Annotated in this window: 14 protein-coding genes and 1 tRNA gene; 13 read left to right on the top strand and 2 right to left on the bottom strand. The window is 63.4% G+C overall.

Annotation, left to right across the window (positions count from 1 at the left end; translation table 11 throughout):
* Positions 1–5: 5 nt before the first annotated feature.
* The 8 genes from OKW29_RS28350 to OKW29_RS28315 are packed head-to-tail and all read left to right on the top strand — an operon-like array spanning position 6 to position 10,960.
* Positions 6–1,058: a microcin C ABC transporter permease YejB gene (locus tag OKW29_RS28350; RefSeq protein ID WP_429293424.1), complete on the top strand. Its 1,053-nt coding sequence runs from the start codon at positions 6–8 to the stop codon at positions 1,056–1,058.
* On the top strand, positions 1,012–2,124 hold the full coding sequence (locus OKW29_RS28345) for an ABC transporter permease (RefSeq protein ID WP_429293423.1): 1,113 nt from the start codon (positions 1,012–1,014) through the stop codon (positions 2,122–2,124). The genes OKW29_RS28350 and OKW29_RS28345 overlap by 47 nt, the downstream gene beginning before the upstream one ends.
* Complete coding sequence (locus tag OKW29_RS28340) at positions 2,124–3,770, top strand: ABC transporter ATP-binding protein (RefSeq protein WP_429293422.1); 1,647 nt, start codon at positions 2,124–2,126, stop codon at positions 3,768–3,770. Before OKW29_RS28345 ends, OKW29_RS28340 begins: the two co-directional genes overlap by 1 nt.
* The gene (locus tag OKW29_RS28335; protein ID WP_429293421.1) at positions 3,767–5,206 is read left to right on the top strand and encodes a TldD/PmbA family protein; all 1,440 of its coding nucleotides are present in this window, start codon (positions 3,767–3,769) and stop codon (positions 5,204–5,206) included. The genes OKW29_RS28340 and OKW29_RS28335 overlap by 4 nt, the downstream gene beginning before the upstream one ends.
* A complete protein-coding gene (locus tag OKW29_RS28330; protein ID WP_429293420.1) occupies positions 5,203–6,591 on the top strand; it encodes a TldD/PmbA family protein in 1,389 nt (462 codons plus the stop codon). The genes OKW29_RS28335 and OKW29_RS28330 overlap by 4 nt, the downstream gene beginning before the upstream one ends.
* Positions 6,592–6,625: 34 nt before the next feature.
* Positions 6,626–7,207 (top strand): GNAT family N-acetyltransferase, encoded by a 582-nt coding sequence (locus OKW29_RS28325; RefSeq protein ID WP_429293419.1) that lies wholly within the window; start codon positions 6,626–6,628, stop codon positions 7,205–7,207.
* A complete protein-coding gene (locus tag OKW29_RS28320) occupies positions 7,204–7,767 on the top strand; it encodes a GNAT family N-acetyltransferase (protein WP_429293418.1) in 564 nt (187 codons plus the stop codon). The genes OKW29_RS28325 and OKW29_RS28320 overlap by 4 nt, the downstream gene beginning before the upstream one ends.
* A 7-nt stretch (positions 7,768–7,774) precedes the next feature.
* Positions 7,775–10,960: a multidrug efflux RND transporter permease subunit gene (locus OKW29_RS28315; protein ID WP_429293417.1), complete on the top strand. Its 3,186-nt coding sequence runs from the start codon at positions 7,775–7,777 to the stop codon at positions 10,958–10,960.
* A gap of 5 nt (positions 10,961–10,965) precedes the next feature.
* Here the strand turns inward: OKW29_RS28315 and OKW29_RS28310 are convergent, their stop codons facing one another.
* Entirely contained in the window at positions 10,966–11,211 is a 246-nt protein-coding gene (locus OKW29_RS28310) for a GNAT family N-acetyltransferase (RefSeq protein ID WP_429294956.1), read from the bottom strand.
* Positions 11,212–11,992: 781 nt separating this feature from the next.
* Between OKW29_RS28310 and OKW29_RS28305 the strand changes: the two genes are divergently transcribed.
* From OKW29_RS28305 to OKW29_RS28290, 4 genes are all read left to right on the top strand, one after another.
* A tRNA-Met gene (locus OKW29_RS28305) sits at positions 11,993–12,069 on the top strand.
* 185 nt (positions 12,070–12,254) lie between these two features.
* Positions 12,255–12,401: a hypothetical protein gene (locus tag OKW29_RS28300; protein WP_429293416.1), complete on the top strand. Its 147-nt coding sequence runs from the start codon at positions 12,255–12,257 to the stop codon at positions 12,399–12,401.
* 91 nt (positions 12,402–12,492) lie between these two features.
* Positions 12,493–13,329, top strand: coding sequence for an RNase A-like domain-containing protein (locus OKW29_RS28295; protein WP_429293415.1), 837 nt, complete (start codon positions 12,493–12,495; stop codon positions 13,327–13,329).
* Positions 13,330–13,336: 7 nt separating this feature from the next.
* Entirely contained in the window at positions 13,337–13,627 is a 291-nt protein-coding gene (locus tag OKW29_RS28290; RefSeq protein WP_429293414.1) for a contact-dependent growth inhibition system immunity protein, read from the top strand.
* A gap of 161 nt (positions 13,628–13,788) precedes the next feature.
* Here OKW29_RS28290 and OKW29_RS28285 read toward each other — a convergent pair whose 3' ends face one another.
* The gene (locus tag OKW29_RS28285; RefSeq protein WP_184057359.1) at positions 13,789–14,487 is read right to left on the bottom strand and encodes an aspartate/glutamate racemase family protein; all 699 of its coding nucleotides are present in this window, start codon (positions 14,485–14,487) and stop codon (positions 13,789–13,791) included.
* Positions 14,488–14,650: 163 nt separating this feature from the next.
* Between OKW29_RS28285 and OKW29_RS28280 the strand changes: the two genes are divergently transcribed.
* Entirely contained in the window at positions 14,651–15,952 is a 1,302-nt protein-coding gene (locus OKW29_RS28280) for an amidohydrolase family protein (RefSeq protein ID WP_429293413.1), read from the top strand.
* Positions 15,953–16,063: the final 111 nt, after the last annotated feature.

The raw sequence follows: 16,063 nt of genomic DNA, 5'->3' as shown, positions 1-16,063 counted from the left end.
GGCTTATGTTTATCTACATCATCAAACGTCTGCTGCTGATGATCCCGACGCTGATCGGCGTCGTTACGCTGACTTTCTTCGTGACGCAGTTCGTGCCGGGCGGCCCGGTCGAACAGATGATGACGCAGTTGCGTCACGGCCAGCAGCGCGGCGGCGAAGGCGGAGGCGGCGGCAGCGCGTATCACGGCAGCCAGGGCGTCGATCCGCAGCAGATCGAGCAGATCAGGAAGCAGTTCGGCTTCGACAAACCGCCGCTGACGCGCTATCTGAAGATGCTGAGGGACTACGCGCGTTTCGATCTCGGCCAGTCCTACTATCACCATCAGAGCGTGTGGGCGGTGATCCGCTCGAAACTGCCCGTGTCGATCACGCTCGGGTTATGGACGGTCGTGCTGACCTACATCGTGTCGGTGCCGCTCGGGATTGCGAAAGCGGTGCGCAATGGCTCGCGCTTCGATACCGCCACCAGCGTGATGGTGCTGACCGGCTACGCGATTCCAGGCTTCGTGTTCGGCGTGCTGCTGCTGATGCTGTTTGGCGGCGGCACGTTCTGGCAGGTCTTCCCGATGCGCGGCCTCACGTCCGATAACTTCGACGAACTCAGCGCGTTCGGCAAGGTGCTCGATTATCTATGGCACATCGTGTTGCCGGTGACGGCGTCGGTGGTTGGCAACTTCGCGATCGTCACGATCCTGACCAAGAATACGTTTCTCGAAGAGATTGGTCGTCAATACGTGCTGACCGCGCGGGCGAAAGGCGCGCCCAAGCGTGACGTGCTGTGGAAGCACGTATTGCGCAACGCCGCGATTCCGCTGCTGACCGGGTTGCCCGCTGCGTTTATCGGCGCCTTCCTGAACGGCAACCTGCTGATCGAAACGCTGTTTTCGCTCGACGGCATGGGCCAACTGTCTTATGACTCGGTGATCCGCCGCGACTATCCGGTCGTGCTGGGTTCGCTGTTCCTGTTCACGCTGATTGGTCTCGTGACCAAACTCATTGCTGACGTCTGCTATGTCCTCGTCGACCCCCGCATCCAGTTCAACAGCCTGGACCGATAAGCTGCCGCCCGGCGCGTTGCCGGTGTCCCTGTCACCCGGGCGACGCGTATGGCAGCGTTTCCGCCGGCAGAAGCTCGGTTACTGGAGCCTGATCGTGTTCGTGACGCTGTTCGTGCTGAGCCTGCTCGGCGAAGTGCTCGCGAATGACCGGCCGCTGATGGTCCGTTACGACGGCCATGACTATTTTCCGATCGTGAAGGACTATCCGGAAACGCTGTTCGGCGGCGATTTTCCGACCCGCGCGAACTATCTCGATCCGTTTATCCGCAAGCAGTTGACGGAGAAAGGCAACTTCGCGATCTACCCGCCGAATCACTACCACTACGACACGATCGATTACTTCGCGACCCGGCCGTTTCCGGCGTCGCCGTCCGCGGCCAACTGGCTCGGCACCGATCAATACGGCCGCGACGTGCTGTCGCGATTGCTGTACGGCTTCAGGCTGTCGGTGTTGATGGCGCTTGCGCTGACGGTGTCGGGTATCGTGCTGGGCGTGCTGGCGGGTGCGTTGCAAGGCTTTTACGGCGGCCGCACCGACCTGATCGGGCAGCGCCTGATCGAAGTATGGAGTTCGATGCCGGACCTGTATCTGCTGATCATCTTCGCGTCGATCTTCGAGCCGAGTTTGTGGCTGCTGTTTATCCTGCTGTCGATGTTCGGCTGGCTGGTGTTGTCCGACTATGTGCGCGCCGAATTCCTGCGCAACCGTTCGCTCGATTACGTTCGCGCCGCGCGCACGATGGGTTTGAGCAACTGGCAGATCATCTGGCGTCATCTGCTGCCGAACAGCATGACGCCGGTGATCACCTTCCTGCCGTTCCGGATGAGCGCCGCGATTCTGTCGCTGACGAGTCTGGACTTTCTGGGGCTGGGTGTCGCACCGCCCACGCCGAGCCTGGGCGAACTGCTTCAGGAGGGCAAGAACAACCTCGACGCATGGTGGATTTCGGTATCTGCGTTTGCCGCGCTGGTGATCACGTTGCTGCTGCTGACGTTCATGGGCGACGCGTTGCGCAATGCGCTCGACACGCGTTCGCGCGGGTCGGCGTTCGGCGGGAGGAAGTGATGGGCGACGCAACGTTGCACAAGCCTTTGCTGGAAATCGACACGTTCTCGATCCGTTTCGGCGACAAGGTCGCGGTTCGCGAACTGAATCTGACGATCGGGCGCGGCGAGCGGGTTGCGCTGGTCGGCGAATCCGGTTCGGGCAAGAGCGTCACGGCGCTGTCGATCCTGCGCCTCGTCGAACATGCGCAGACCAGCGGCCAGATCCGTCTCGACGGCGTCGATCTATTGCAGAAAACCGAGCAGCAGATGCGCGGGATTCGCGGCGCCGACGTCGCGATGGTGTTTCAGGAGCCGATGACCGCGCTCAATCCGCTGTTCACGATCGGTCAGCAGATCGCCGAAAGCCTGCGTTTGCACGAGGGTTTGTGGTCGAACGCGGCGCGCGCCCGCGGCATCGAACTGCTGCGCCGTACCGGCATTTCCGAGCCGGAACGGCGGATCGACAGCTACCCGCATCAACTATCCGGCGGACAACGCCAGCGCGCGATGATCGCGATGGCGCTCGCGTGCCGTCCGCGCCTGCTGCTCGCCGACGAACCCACTACCGCGCTCGACGTCACCGTGCGTCAGCAGATCGTCGATCTGCTGATCGAGTTGCAGGAACAGGAAGCTGCCGATCGCGGCATGGCGGTGCTGCTGATCACGCACGACCTGAATCTCGTGCGCCGCTTCGCCCAACGCGTGGCGGTAATGGAAAAGGGTGTGCTGGTCGAAACCAATACGACCCAGGCGCTGTTCGCAGCGCCGCAGCATCCTTACACGCAGCGCTTGGTCGACAGCGAACCGCAGCGCGAGATCGAGCCGATCGAACCGCACGCGCGTCGGGTGCTCGAGGTGCAAGGCCTCGCGGTCGATTACCGGACGGCCGCGAAAGGCTGGCGCTCGCTGTTCAGCGGTTCGACGTTTCGCGCAGTGCACGACGTCGATCTGACGCTGCGTCGCGGTGAGACGCTCGGCGTGGTCGGCGAATCGGGCTCCGGAAAATCGACGCTGGCGGCGACGCTGCTCGGTCTGCAACGGCCCGCCGCCGGTCATATCCATATCGACGGCGCGCCGTTGTCGGCTTTGCGTGGCGCGAACTCGCGCCGCGCGTTGTACTCGCGGATGCAGGTGGTGTTTCAGGACCCATTCGGGTCGCTATCGCCGCGCATGACGGTCGAGCAGATCGTCGGGGAATGGATCGAGGTGCACCGGCCGGAAATCGACGCGCGCACGCGCCGCGCGCGGGTGGGGACGATGCTCGAAGAAGTGGGCATGCCGCAAGAATCGATGCTGCGCTATCCGCACGAGTTTTCCGGCGGGCAGCGGCAGCGCATAGCGATCGCGCGTGCGTTGGTGGTCGAACCGGAAGTGCTGATTCTCGACGAACCGACCAGCGCGCTCGATGTGTCGATCCAGCAACAGGTGCTTAAGTTGTTGGCGGGCTTGCAGAAGAAGTACCGGTTAAGCTATCTATTGATCACCCATGATCTGGCGGTGATGCGTGCGATGGCGCATCGCGTGATCGTGATGAAGAACGGTCGCGTGGTCGAGGCGGGAGACACGCTCGACGTGCTGCATGCGCCGTCACATCCTTATACGCAGTCGTTGCTCGCCGCGTCGATGATCGCGCCGGAGCACGACGAACCCGAGGTGCTGCAATGAGTGAATCGCGCTGGACGCAGGCCGCCCGTGCGTTGAAGAGCACCGCGGCGTTCTGGTCCTTACGGATTTGCGATGAGCAGATCGACGACCACGAAGTGCGCAACGACGTCGCGCAACCGCTGCGCACGCAGCGCGAACGCGGCGCCATGCTGACCGCGTGGGCCGGCGCGGGCGCGGGCTATGCGGCGAGCACGGATCTGTCCATCGCGGGCTTGCAGGCTGCGCTCGATATCGCGACGCAACGTGCGCTGGCGAGCGCCGGCGCATCGCTGATCGACCATCGCGCGGTGTCGCGCGAAGCGCTCAGCGGCGCGTATGTCTCGCCCAATGCCGACCAGCCGCTGCCGACGCGCGGCGAATGGCTCGCGCGTCTCGCGCACGAATGCGCCGCCGCGAAAATCGACGACCGGATCGTCGAGCGCACGGCATCCGTGCAGATCACGCGCACCGAACAGGTTTATCTGACCAGCGACGGCGCGCGAATCGACCAGCGCTTTTGCCTCGTGATGCCGGAAATGAGCGTCGCGGCGCACGCGAACGGCGACACGCAGGTGCGCACGCTCGGCGGCAATTACGGCACGCTCGCGCAAGGCGGCGTCGAAGTGCTGGACCGCTACGCGTTCGACGGCGCAGGCGTGCGGCTCGCCACCGACGCGCTGACCTTGCTGGCCGCGCCGAACTGTCCGGCTGGTCCGCGCGACCTGCTGCTGATGCCCGATCAGATGATGTTGCAGATTCACGAATCGATCGGGCATCCGCTCGAACTCGACCGGATTCTCGGCGACGAACGCAACTTCGCCGGATGGAGTTTCGTGAAGCCGGAGATGTTCGGCACTTACCGTTACGGCTCCGAACTGCTCAACGTGACATTCGATCCGTCGTTGCGCGAAGAAGCCGCGTCGTACGCATTCGACGACGACGGCACTGAAGCGCGCAAACAGTATCTGATTCGCGATGGCGTGCTCGAACGTCCGCTCGGTGGCGCGCTGTCGCAACAGCGCGCAAAGATGGCGGGCGTCGCGAATTCGCGTGCGTCGAGCTGGAATCGCGCGCCGATCGACCGGATGGCGAACCTGAATATCGAACCGGGAACCAGCACGCTGAGCGAAATGATTTCCGGCATCGAACACGGCATCCTGATGCGCACCAATACGTCGTGGTCGATCGACGATCACCGCAACAAGTTTCAATTCGGCTGCGAGTTCGGCCAGTTGATCGAAAACGGCAAGCTCACGCAAATCGTCAAGCAACCGAATTATCGCGGCATATCCGCGAATTTCTGGCGCAGCCTGAGCGCGGTCGGCAATGCCGGCACGCGCGAAGTGTTCGGCACGTCGATGTGCGGCAAAGGCGAACCGGTGCAGCTGGTGCGCGTCGGCCATGCGTCGCCGCCGTGCGTGTTCACGCATGTCGATGTATTCGGAGGCGCGCGATGACTACAACCCATGCAATCAATGCATCGAGCGGCTTCGATTTCGCCTCGAACGCGCAGTCGCCGGATTGGCACGCGCATTTCGCGCTGCTCGCCGATGCGATCGACACGTTGCTCAGCGGCGACGAAGTGGCGTTGACGCGGCTGTCGGCGGAGCAATCCGACTTTATCCGCTTCAACGGTGGCAAGGTTCGGCAGATCGGCCAGGTGTCGCAAGGCAAACTGACCGTCCGCCTGATCGACGGCGCCAGGCAGGCGTATTCGAGCTTCACGGTATGCGGCGATCCAGCGACGGACCTGCGCGATATCGCCGATGCGCTGAATACCTTGCGCGACGGCTTGCGCGATGCGCCCGACGACCCGCATCTGTTGTACGACGCCACCCAATGGACCCAATCGACGCGCCGCAGCGGCAAGCTGCCCGCGCCCGACGCACTGTTGCGGATCGCCACCGAAAGCGCGCGCGGACTCGATTTCGTCGGCTTCTATGCAGGTGGCTCGATGGTGCGCGGCTTCTCGTCGTCGCGCGGCAGTCGCGGCTGGTACGAAGTCAGCAACTTCAGCTTTAGCTGGTCGTTGTACGACCCGAGCGGCCGTGCGATCAAAAGCACGTACACCGGCGACCACTGGGACGACAGCGTGTTCGCCGCGAAGGTAGAACAGGCCGCCGCACGTTTGCCGGTGCTTGGACACACGCCGCGCGCGTTGTCGCCGGGGCGGTATCGCACGTATCTGGCGCCGTCGGCGATGCAGGAACTGGTCGGCACGGCGTCGTGGGGCGGGTTTTCCGCGCGCGCGAACGCCACCGCGCGCAGTCCGTTTTACCGGCTGCACAGGGGCGAAGCCGCGCTCGATCCGCGCGTGTCGATGACCGAAGACCTGAGCCTGAATATCACGCCGCGCTTCAACGAAGACGGTTATCAGCGCGACAGCGTGCCGTTGATTCACGACGGCCGCAATGCCGGGCAACTGACCAACGCCCGTAGCGCGCGCGAATACGGAATGACGCCGAACGGCGCGCTCGCCAGCGAAACGCCCGAGTCGCTGGCGATGGCTGGCGGCGACCTCGACGCCGCCGATATCCTTGCCGCACTCGATACCGGGCTGTATGTCGGCAATCTCTGGTACGTGAATTTTTCTGACCGGATGAATTGCCGGTTGACCGGCATGACGCGTTTCGCGACGTTCTGGGTCGAACGCGGCCAGATCGTCGCGCCGGTCGACGCGATGCGTTTCGACGACAGCCTGTACCGTTTGCTGTCGAGCGAACTCGAACGTCTCGACGCCCAGCCGGAACTGCTGCTGAACGATGGAACGGAGGGCGAGCGGCAGACCGGCGGCTGGAAATTACCCGGCTTGCTGGCACGCTCGTTCGAACTGACGCTGTGAGTGAGTTTCCGATGACAGACTGAACGCCATAACAATGACAGAACCAACGACAATATTTGAGAGCACGACACGGTTCGGGGCCGAACCGTTCGAGATCGGCATCAGGCCGCTGCATCCGGACGACGCCGCGCAATTCCACGCGCTGCGTTCATGCCCCGGTGTGATGCGCCAGAACCCGATGCGTCCGTATCCGACCTTGCAGCAGACTCAAGGCTGGCTCGCGAAGCTCGCGGCGCCGTCGATGGCGATTGCAGCGCTGGTGGGCGATACGCTGGTCGGCGCGGCCGATCTGCATCCGGGCGCGCTGCGTCGCGCGCATAGCGGCTGGCTCGGTATCAGCGTGCACGACGACTGGCAGGGCAAGGGCGTCGGCACGCGGCTGATGGCCGAACTGATCGATGCCGCCGACAACTGGTACGGGCTGCGCCGTCTCGAGCTGAACGTGTTCGCCGACAACCATCGCGCGATTGCGCTGTATCGCAAGTTCGGTTTTTCGCACGAAGCGACCCTTCGCGGCGCCGTGCTGCGCGACGGCAGGCTGATCGACTCGGTGTTCATGGGCCGCTTACGCGCGCCGATGGGTCATCTGCAAGCGGAAATCGAGGCGGCCGTATGAACGTCTCGTTGAAACCCGACACGGCGCATGTGGTTATCCGCGCCCGCGAAGTGTCCGACCTCGACGCGATCACTTCGTTGATGAACTGCCCCGGCGCGCGGCATGGCACGTTGCAGACGCCGTATCGCTCGAACGCGACGGTCGGGAGCTGGCTCGAAAAAATGCCCGCGAACACGCTCGGACTGTGCGCGGAGGCGGGCGGTCGCGTGGTCGGGATGATCGACGTGTTGCCGCGCATGCACCGGATGGCGCATTGCGCGGGAATCGGTCTCTGCGTGCATGACGATTACGTCGGGCGCGGCGTCGGCACGGCGCTGCTCGCGGCGGCCGTCGAGTGCGCGGATACGCTGCTCGGCCTGCGTCGGCTGGAGTTGACCGTGTTCGTCGACAACCACCGCGCGATCGCTCTGTACCAGCGCTTCGGTTTCGTCGAGGAAGGACGCTCGCCAGCGTTCGCGATGCGCGACGGCAAGCTGGTCGATGCATTCCATATGGCCCGTTTCGCCGATGCGCCGGTGTTCGCTTCGCCGGTCGCGCTCGCACCGAACCCACACGCGTGAGCATGCCTTGGCCGCCTTTTTTATCGACCGACCGGTCTTTGCGTGGATTCTGGCGCTTGCGGTAATCATCGCGGGCGCGCTCGCGTTGACGCAACTGCCGGTCGCGCAATATCCACGACTCGCGCCGCCGCGTATCGTGATCGATGCCGTCTATCCGGGTGCATCGACGGAAGCCGTGGATGCGAACGTTGGCAGCATCATCGAAGAAAGTCTCGACGGTGCCGACGGGATGCTTTACTACGAAACCGCCAGCGACGGCCTCGGCAACCTTGAAATCGCGGCGACCTTCGCGCCCGGCACCAACCCCGATATCGCGATGATGGACGTACAGAACCGGCTCAAGCAGGTCGAGCCGCGTTTGCCGCAACAGGTGGTGCAGCAGGGTATCAGCGTTTTCAAGGCCGCCAACACGTTCCTGATGCTGGTCGCGCTGACATCCACCGATGGCACGCGCGATTCCGCGCAACTGAGCGACATCCTCAGCCGCGACATCATGCGCGAACTGAAGCGCGCGCCGGGCGTCGGTTCCGCGCAACTGTGGGACGCCGACGAAGCGTTGCGCGTCTGGCTCGATCCGATGAAGCTGCGCGAATTCGGCCTCGCCGCGTCCGACGTCAACGCCGCGATTGCCGCGCAAAACGCGAGCGTCGCGGCAGGCACACTCGGCGACGCGCCGCTGGTGGACGGCCAGCAGCTGAGCGCGTCGGTGAACGTCAAAGGGCAGTTGCTGTCGCCGGAGGAATTCGGCCAGATCGTGCTGAAAGCGCACCCCGACGGCTCGGCCGTGCGGCTTGCCGACGTCGCGCGGGTCGAGATCGGCCGCGACAACTATACGTTCTGGTCGCGCCTGAACGGCAAGCCGTCGGCGACGGTCGGGATTCAACTCGGGCCGCGCGGCAACGCGCTCGAAACATCGGACGCGATTCGGGCGCGGCTCGCGGAACTGGCGAACCGTTTGCCGCCGGGCGTCGCGGTTCAGGTGCCGTTCGATAGCGCACGCTTCGTCAACGTTGCGATTCGCGAAGTGCTGATCACGCTGGCCGAGGCGATCTTGCTGGTGTTTCTCGTGATGTGGCTGTTCCTGCGCGATCTGCGCTACGCGCTGGTGCCGACAGTGGTGATTCCGGTCACGCTGATGGGTGCGTTTGTCACGATGTACGCATTCGGCTTGTCGATCAATGTGTTCACGATGTTCGGCCTCGTGCTGGCGATCGGCATTCTGGTCGACGACGCGATCGTGGTGGTCGAGAGCGTGCATCGCGTGATGGACGAAGAGGGCATGGCGCCGCGCGACGCGACATTGAAAGCGATGAAACAGATCGGCGGTGCGATCGTCGGCGTGACGGCGGTGCTGACCGCCGTGTTCGTGCCGATGGCGTTCTTTCCTGGCGGCGTCGGTGGGATTTACCGGCAATTCGCGGTCGCGATGATTGCGTCGATGCTGGTGTCGTCTTTCATGGCGCTTTCGTTGACGCCCGCGTTGTGCGCGAACCTGCTGAGCGCGCCTGCGCAATCGGTCCGTCAGCGTGACGCGCGACGCGGTTTGCGTGGCGTTGCGGCCCGCCTCTCGACGCGTTTCGAACAGGGCTTTGATCGCGCGTCGCGCGCCTACCGGGCCATGACGGCCGCCGCGATGCGCAGGGTCGGCCCGCTGCTCGCGGTGTATGCCGTATTGCTGCTGCTGTGCGGCGCGTTGTACTGGCGGATGCCGGGCGGCTTCCTGCCCGTCGAAGACCAGGGCCAGTTGCAGGTGATGATCCAGTTGCCGGCCGGCGCGACGCAGGCGCGCACGCTCGCCGTCGTCGAAAAAACCGAGTCGATTTTGCGCATGCAAACGGCGGTGGCGAATGTGACAAGCGTGATCGGCTGGAGTTTCGAGGGCAGCGGACAGAACGTAGCGATGTCATTCGTCACGCTGAAAGACTGGGGCCAGCGCGGCGTTGATGCGATGACGCTGCGCGACACGTTGAACCGGTCGTTCAGCCGGATTCTCGACGGCAACGTGCAGGCGCAATTGCCGCCGTCGGTGCCGGGCGTCGGGCATTCGGACGGCTTCACGTTCCGGCTCGAAGATCGCGGCGGCTTGGGCCGTGACGCGTTGAAGGCCGCCCGCGACCAGCTTGCCGAGCGCGCGAAGGCCGATCCGTCGCTGGCGTCGATTCATTTCGAGGATCTGCCCGACGCGCCGCGTATCGAACTCGACGTGGACCGCGCGAAGGCGTACGCGCTCGGCGTATCGTTCGACCGGATTGCGGACGTGCTCGGCAGCACCTTTGGCTCGTACTACGTCGACGATTTTCCGGCGGGTGGCCGGATGCGCCGCGTCCTGGTGGCGGGCGATGCGTCGACGCGGATGACGGAAACCGATCTGCTGGCGTTGTCGGTGCCGAACCAGTCGGGCGCGATGGTGCCGCTGTCGTCGGTTGCGACGCGCCGCTGGACCATCGGGCCAGTCGCATTGACGCGCTACAACGGCTATCCGTCGCTCGATCTGAACGGCCGTGCGGCGAACGGTGTCAGTTCGGGGGCGGCGATGGAGGCGATGGAGCGGCTCGCGGCGAGCTTGCCTGCGGGCATCGCGTTCGACTGGGTCGATGCGGCGCGCGAAGAACGTGCGGCGGCGCGGCTGACGCCGTTGCTGCTCGGACTGTCGCTGCTGGCGGTGTTCATGGCGCTGGCCGCGCTATACGAAAGCTGGACGATTCCGCTCGCGGTGTTGATGGTCGTACCGCTTGGCGTAGTCGGCGCCATTGCGGCGATGCTGATGCGCGGCATGCCGAACGACGTCTACTTCAAGGTTGGGATGATCACAGTGATCGGCTTGTCCGCGAAAAACGCGATTCTGATCGTGCAATTCGCGCGCGACCTGAGCCTACGCGGCGTGCCGCTGACGCGCGCGGTGATACGCGCGGCGGGCGCGCGATTTCGCCCGATCGTGATGACGTCGTCGGCGTTCCTGCTGGGCGTCGTGCCGCTGGTGCTGGCGAGCGGCGGCGGTGCGGAAAGCCGCCGGTCGATCGGTACGGGCGTGTTCGGCGGCGTCGTGACGGCGACCTTGCTCGGGCTGGTGTTTGCGCCGGTCGCGTTTCAGGCGGTGGCGGTGGTCGCGCAGCAAGGGCCGCGCGGCGCGCTGCGGCGCTTGCATGGCTATCGGCGTCAGTCGCGCGAGTTGATTCGCGATGTCAGCACATGATCGGCTCACGCGCCGTCGATCTTCAGAGACGCACGCGCGAGGGCTTCGTTTTCAAAGCCGAGCGGCTCGAGGAGTCGCGCGCTGCGCAGATTGTCGGGCCGGTAATTCGCCATTGCGCAATGCAGTTGCAGCGTGCTAAAGACGTGGTCGATTGCGTTGCTCAACCCTTCGCGCGCGAAGCCGCGACCTTCGAAGCGCCGCGATACCGGGAACCTGAGATGACACGCCTGGAAGGATGCAAGACCAAAGATAGAAGTGTCATGGCGGTCACACTGATGTGGCCACTATCGGCAGGGCGGTTATAGCCGATGTTACTTCAGGCCCACAGCTTCCTCCGGGCATAGCCAGTTGCAAAGCTCGCCAATCGTTTTTATGTCTTTAAATTTGCCGTCCGCAAATCCGGTGAGCGGCGTTGACCGTGGTCGCGCAAATAAAGCAACAGCCGCCGCAGGAAGATGCGTTCATCCGAGCAGGAAAGCCGCACACCGCGCGCAGCAAGATGAACAGTCTTGATTGAAAGAAATGGTGTATCGCGTGAACGCGTATCCCCGCTTACGCAAATAGATGATCGATTGGAAGCACGAAGGGACGACTCACGGCGCAATACGCATGAGCATGAGCGACCGTGCTCCCAGCAGAAAAATTTAAATGCCGTGTTGATTCCTCGTGCATGGGTGCCGATGCCTGCGCAACTTGAGCAAAGAGATTTTCACGGGCAGCGCAGCAAGAATTGCATCGGGTGGATACGTCATATCAAGTTCCGCTCAACGATGAAGATAGCTTCTTGCGTTGTTGCGTTCGCGCGGGCGAGGCTCGATGAATGAAGTCCCGGCCAGTTGCTCCGATTCGCGGTAGTCCCGCATCTTATCGCGTGCGCGAGCGGGGAGTGTGCAACTTGCCGTTGCGATGTTTCGTAGCGCGTGCGACGCATCGCGCCGCGCGAATGTGCCGCTTGCTCGACCGCACTCGATATGTATTTCGCGCCAACATTTGACGTTGTGTCAGCGATCCGATATACTCTTTTTTCTCTGACGCGGGGTGGAGCAGTCTGGCAGCTCGTCGGGCTCATAACCCGAAGGTCGTAGGTTCAAATCCTACCCCCGCAACCAAAGCATTGTTGAAAGCCCGCATCGCGCAAGCCATGCGGGCTTTTTGACTTTCGGCGCTACGTTTTGCTTGTGGCGCTTGCTGCGTATGCTGTGCGCGTGAATAGATGCAACACGATTCGCGCGGGATCGAGGCCTCGAGCCCATCGTCTCTCTCCTCCAATCGCCCACTGCACCGCCGCCTCGTCATGCAACGCGGCGGTATCGAAGCCGGGCAGCACTGGATCTTCCGGCTCGATGCGAAGATCGTGAGATCGGCGCCGCTGCGTTCGAGTTGGCGCGCGGCGTTGGCCATCCGTTCGCCGAGCGCGAGTCAGTATCCGAATCTTCGTTGACCGATGGGACGCAAGAATCATCCATCGCCCATATCCGATCTCTAAGCCGACGGTTAGCGTGGTCGTCCCAACGACCAAGAGTAGGTTTCAGATGTCATATGAACAGGATTCAGACAGCGTGCGCGTGGTGCTGAGCGCCCCGCAACTGTCGGCCGTACTGGCTCGCCAGTCGATTAGCCCGACCGAAATGCTTTCCAACCGTCTGTGGGGCGGTTTGCAGGTTGTCGGCGGGGTGCTTGAAATGGCCGGAGCGGCAGCGCTGTGCGTGTTGCCCGAACCGACGATGGCAAGCAAGGCCGGGTGTGTAGTGTTCGGGGCGCATGGTTCGGACACGGCCGCGGCGGGCCTGCGTCAGGTCTGGACAGGGCGCGATACCGCCAGCCTGACTCAGCAGGGCACGGCGAAGCTGGCAGAGGCGATGCGGGTCAGCCCTGACATGGCAGACCAGATCGGCCTGTCTATCGATATGGCCGTGCCGTTCGGCTTTGCTGGCTCGATCAAGGCTGCACGTGCGGCCAGCGTTACGATGGGCCGGATCCATCTGCAAATGCACGAGGCGAAAGCGCTCAATCCAAGGCTCGGAGGGCACACGCTCCAGAAGCATGTTGGTAAGAACGAAGCATGGCTCAGGGAGCGGCTGAAACGCGAGTCCGGGCGAGACATCGTGTCGTCATTTACAAATCTCGAGCAGGCCGAACGTGCCATTTCTGAAGCAGTGGATGCCAATGCTGGAAGAATCAGGACGTGGGCGCAGTCTTCGACTCGAAGCGCGACGATCATGGTAACCAAAGTCGTCTCAGGCGACATTGGATATGGAGTGACGCGGGAAACAGGCACATTCACGCGCATGAACCAGGTGTTCGTCGTCCTGAAATACGAAACCTATAACGGCATGCCATATTACGTCCTTACCGCCTACCTTGAATGAGAAATCAATGAGTTACTCCGAGCGCTATCCAGCAATGGAGCATATTTTTAATGTGTATTTCGGCCAGGACTTCGACCTGTTCGGGGAGAACGTGCAAGAAATTGTCGCGTGTTACAAGAAAGACAGCCCTTACGATTATGAAAATTTGGTTCGCGAAATTGACTCGTTCAGGAGCGAACATCCGAGTGACCTGGACGCCACTTTCAAACAGGTGTTCAGGAGGGGGTTTCGTCCCGAAGGCTGGGGCTACACAACCGCCTCTTTTCTCGACGAGATCCAGCGTGTTCTGAGCGAATAATCGGCTTGTTGCCAGTTGCGGACAGTTCCGTGCGGTCCGACGTCTATGCACGGGACGTTCTCAGTATCGATCTATCGCTTTCGACTCGCGCCTTCTCTCACTGCCAAAGGGAGGCGAATCTGTTTTCCTTCCGGCGCAAAACCAGAGCCCCGCGCCCATTTTCACTCCGCCCCGATCGCCCACTCCACCGCCGCCTGCGCATGCAACGCAGTGGTATCGAACACCGGCAGCACCGAATCTTCGGGCTTGATCAGCAGCGTGATCTCGGTGCAGCCGAGTATCACCGCCTGCGCGCCACGCGCGGCCAGATGCTCGATCACGCGTTGATAAACCTTGCGCGACGCGTCGGCCACGTTACCGTGGCATAGCTCGTCGTAAATGATGCGGTGCACGTCCGCGCGCTCGTCCTCATCAGGCACGAGCGTGTCGAGTCCATAGCGCTCGCGCAGCCGGCCCATATAGAATGTCTGCTCCATCGTGTAGCGCGTGCCGAGCAGGCCCACCCGCTCGACGCCCGCCGCGCGCAGCGCCGCGCCGGTCGGATCGGCGATGTGCAGGAACGGTACCGTGATCGCCTGCTCGATCGATTCGCACACGCGATGCATCGTGTTCGTCGCAAGAATCACGAGGTCGGCGCCGCCGCGTTCGAGCTGGCGCGCGGCGTCGGCCATCTGTTCGCCGAGCGCGTGCCAGTCGCCGGCGCGCTGGTTCGCCTCGATCGACGCGAAATCGACGGTCAGCAGAAGACTGCGCGCGTTGTGATGGCCGCCGAGCCGCGCCTTCGCGTGGCGGTTCAGCAGCCGGTAATACTCGGTGGACGACTCCCAGCTCATTCCGCCGATCACGCCGATCGTTTTCATCTGTACGCTCCGTCAATGCATGGCCGAAACGGCGAGTATAGGCGCGTCGCATCGCGCGCAGCCGGTACGGATTTCGGCCTGCGCGCCGGTACGCATCGGTGCCCGAATTTTTCTGGCGCCGATAGAATCGTAGCGAGTCCGAACGCGATCAACCGGAGCGAACATGGATCTGATCATCCGCCACGCGACGCTGCCGCGCAGTGCCGCCCAGCTGTCCCCGCATCACCAGTCCCCAATCGACATCGGCATCGACGCGGGCCGTATCGTCGCCATCGAGCCGAACCTGGCCGCGAGCGCGCGCGACGAAATCGACGCGGCCGGTTCGCTCGTCACGCCGCCGTTCGTCGACCCGCATTTCCATATGGACGCGACGCTGTCGTACGGTTTGCCGCGCGTGAACGCGTCGGGCACGCTGCTCGAAGGCATCGCGCTATGGGGCGAGCTGAAGCCCGAGCTCACGCAGCAAGCGTTGATCGAACGCGCGATGCAGTATTGCGATTGGGCGGTCGCGCGCGGCCTGCTCGCGATCCGCAGCCACGTCGACGTGTGCGATCCGCGTCTGCTCGCGGTCGAGGCATTGCTCGAAGTGAAGCGCCGCGTCGCGCCGTATCTCGATCTGCAATTGGTCGCCTTCCCGCAAGACGGTCTGCTGCGCAGCGCCGGCGCGTTCGATAATCTGAAGCGCGCGATCGACATGGGCGTCGACGTGGTCGGCGGCATTCCGCATTTCGAGCGGACGATGGCCGACGGCGCGCAGTCGGTGCGCATGCTGTGCGAGTACGCGGCCGAAAAGGGCTTGCGCGTCGATATGCATTGCGACGAATCGGACGATCCGCTATCGCGCCACATCGAAACGCTCGCGGCCGAAACGCACCGGCTCGGCCTGCACGGACGTGTCGCCGGTTCGCACCTGACGTCGATGCATTCGATGGACAACTACTACGTGAGCAAGCTGTTGCCGTTGATGCGCGAGTCGGGCGTCGCGGCGATCGCGAATCCGCTGATCAACATCACGCTGCAAGGCCGCAGCGACACGTACCCGAAACGGCGCGGCATGACGCGGGTGCCGGAGATGCTGGCCGCGGGCATCGCGGTCGCGTTCGGCCACGACTGCGTGATGGACCCGTGGTACAGCCTCGGTTCGGCCGACATGCTCGAAGTCGCGCAGATGGGCCTGCATGTTGCGCAGATGACCAGCGTCGACGGCATGCACGCCTGTTTCGACGCGGTGACCGTGAACGCGGCGCGCATTCTCGGTCTGGAAGACTATGGCATCGCGCCCGGATGCGCGGCCAATCTCGTCGTGCTCGATGCGCGCGACGAGCTCGAGGCGATCCGTCTGCGCGCCGCGCGGCTCGTGGTGGTGAGCCGGGGCAGGGTGGTCGGCCGCGCGCCGGCCGCGAGCGTGTCGTTATCGCTCGAAGGGCGGCCTGAGCAGGTCGATTTCAAGCTGCATCGCGCGTAGCGACATATCTCGCGCATCAATGACAAACCGGCGGCCTACGCGAGCAGACCGCCGGTTTTTCTACCGGCATCGTTCATTCAGCGCCATCGCATCCAGGCCGAACGAACGATC

It is taken from the genome of Paraburkholderia sp. CI3, from assembly GCF_050436505.1.
Taxonomy (GTDB): domain Bacteria; phylum Pseudomonadota; class Gammaproteobacteria; order Burkholderiales; family Burkholderiaceae; genus Paraburkholderia; species Paraburkholderia tuberum.
The sequence above is the reverse complement of the archived record's forward strand: the minus strand, read 5'-3'. Positions and strand labels throughout refer to the sequence as shown.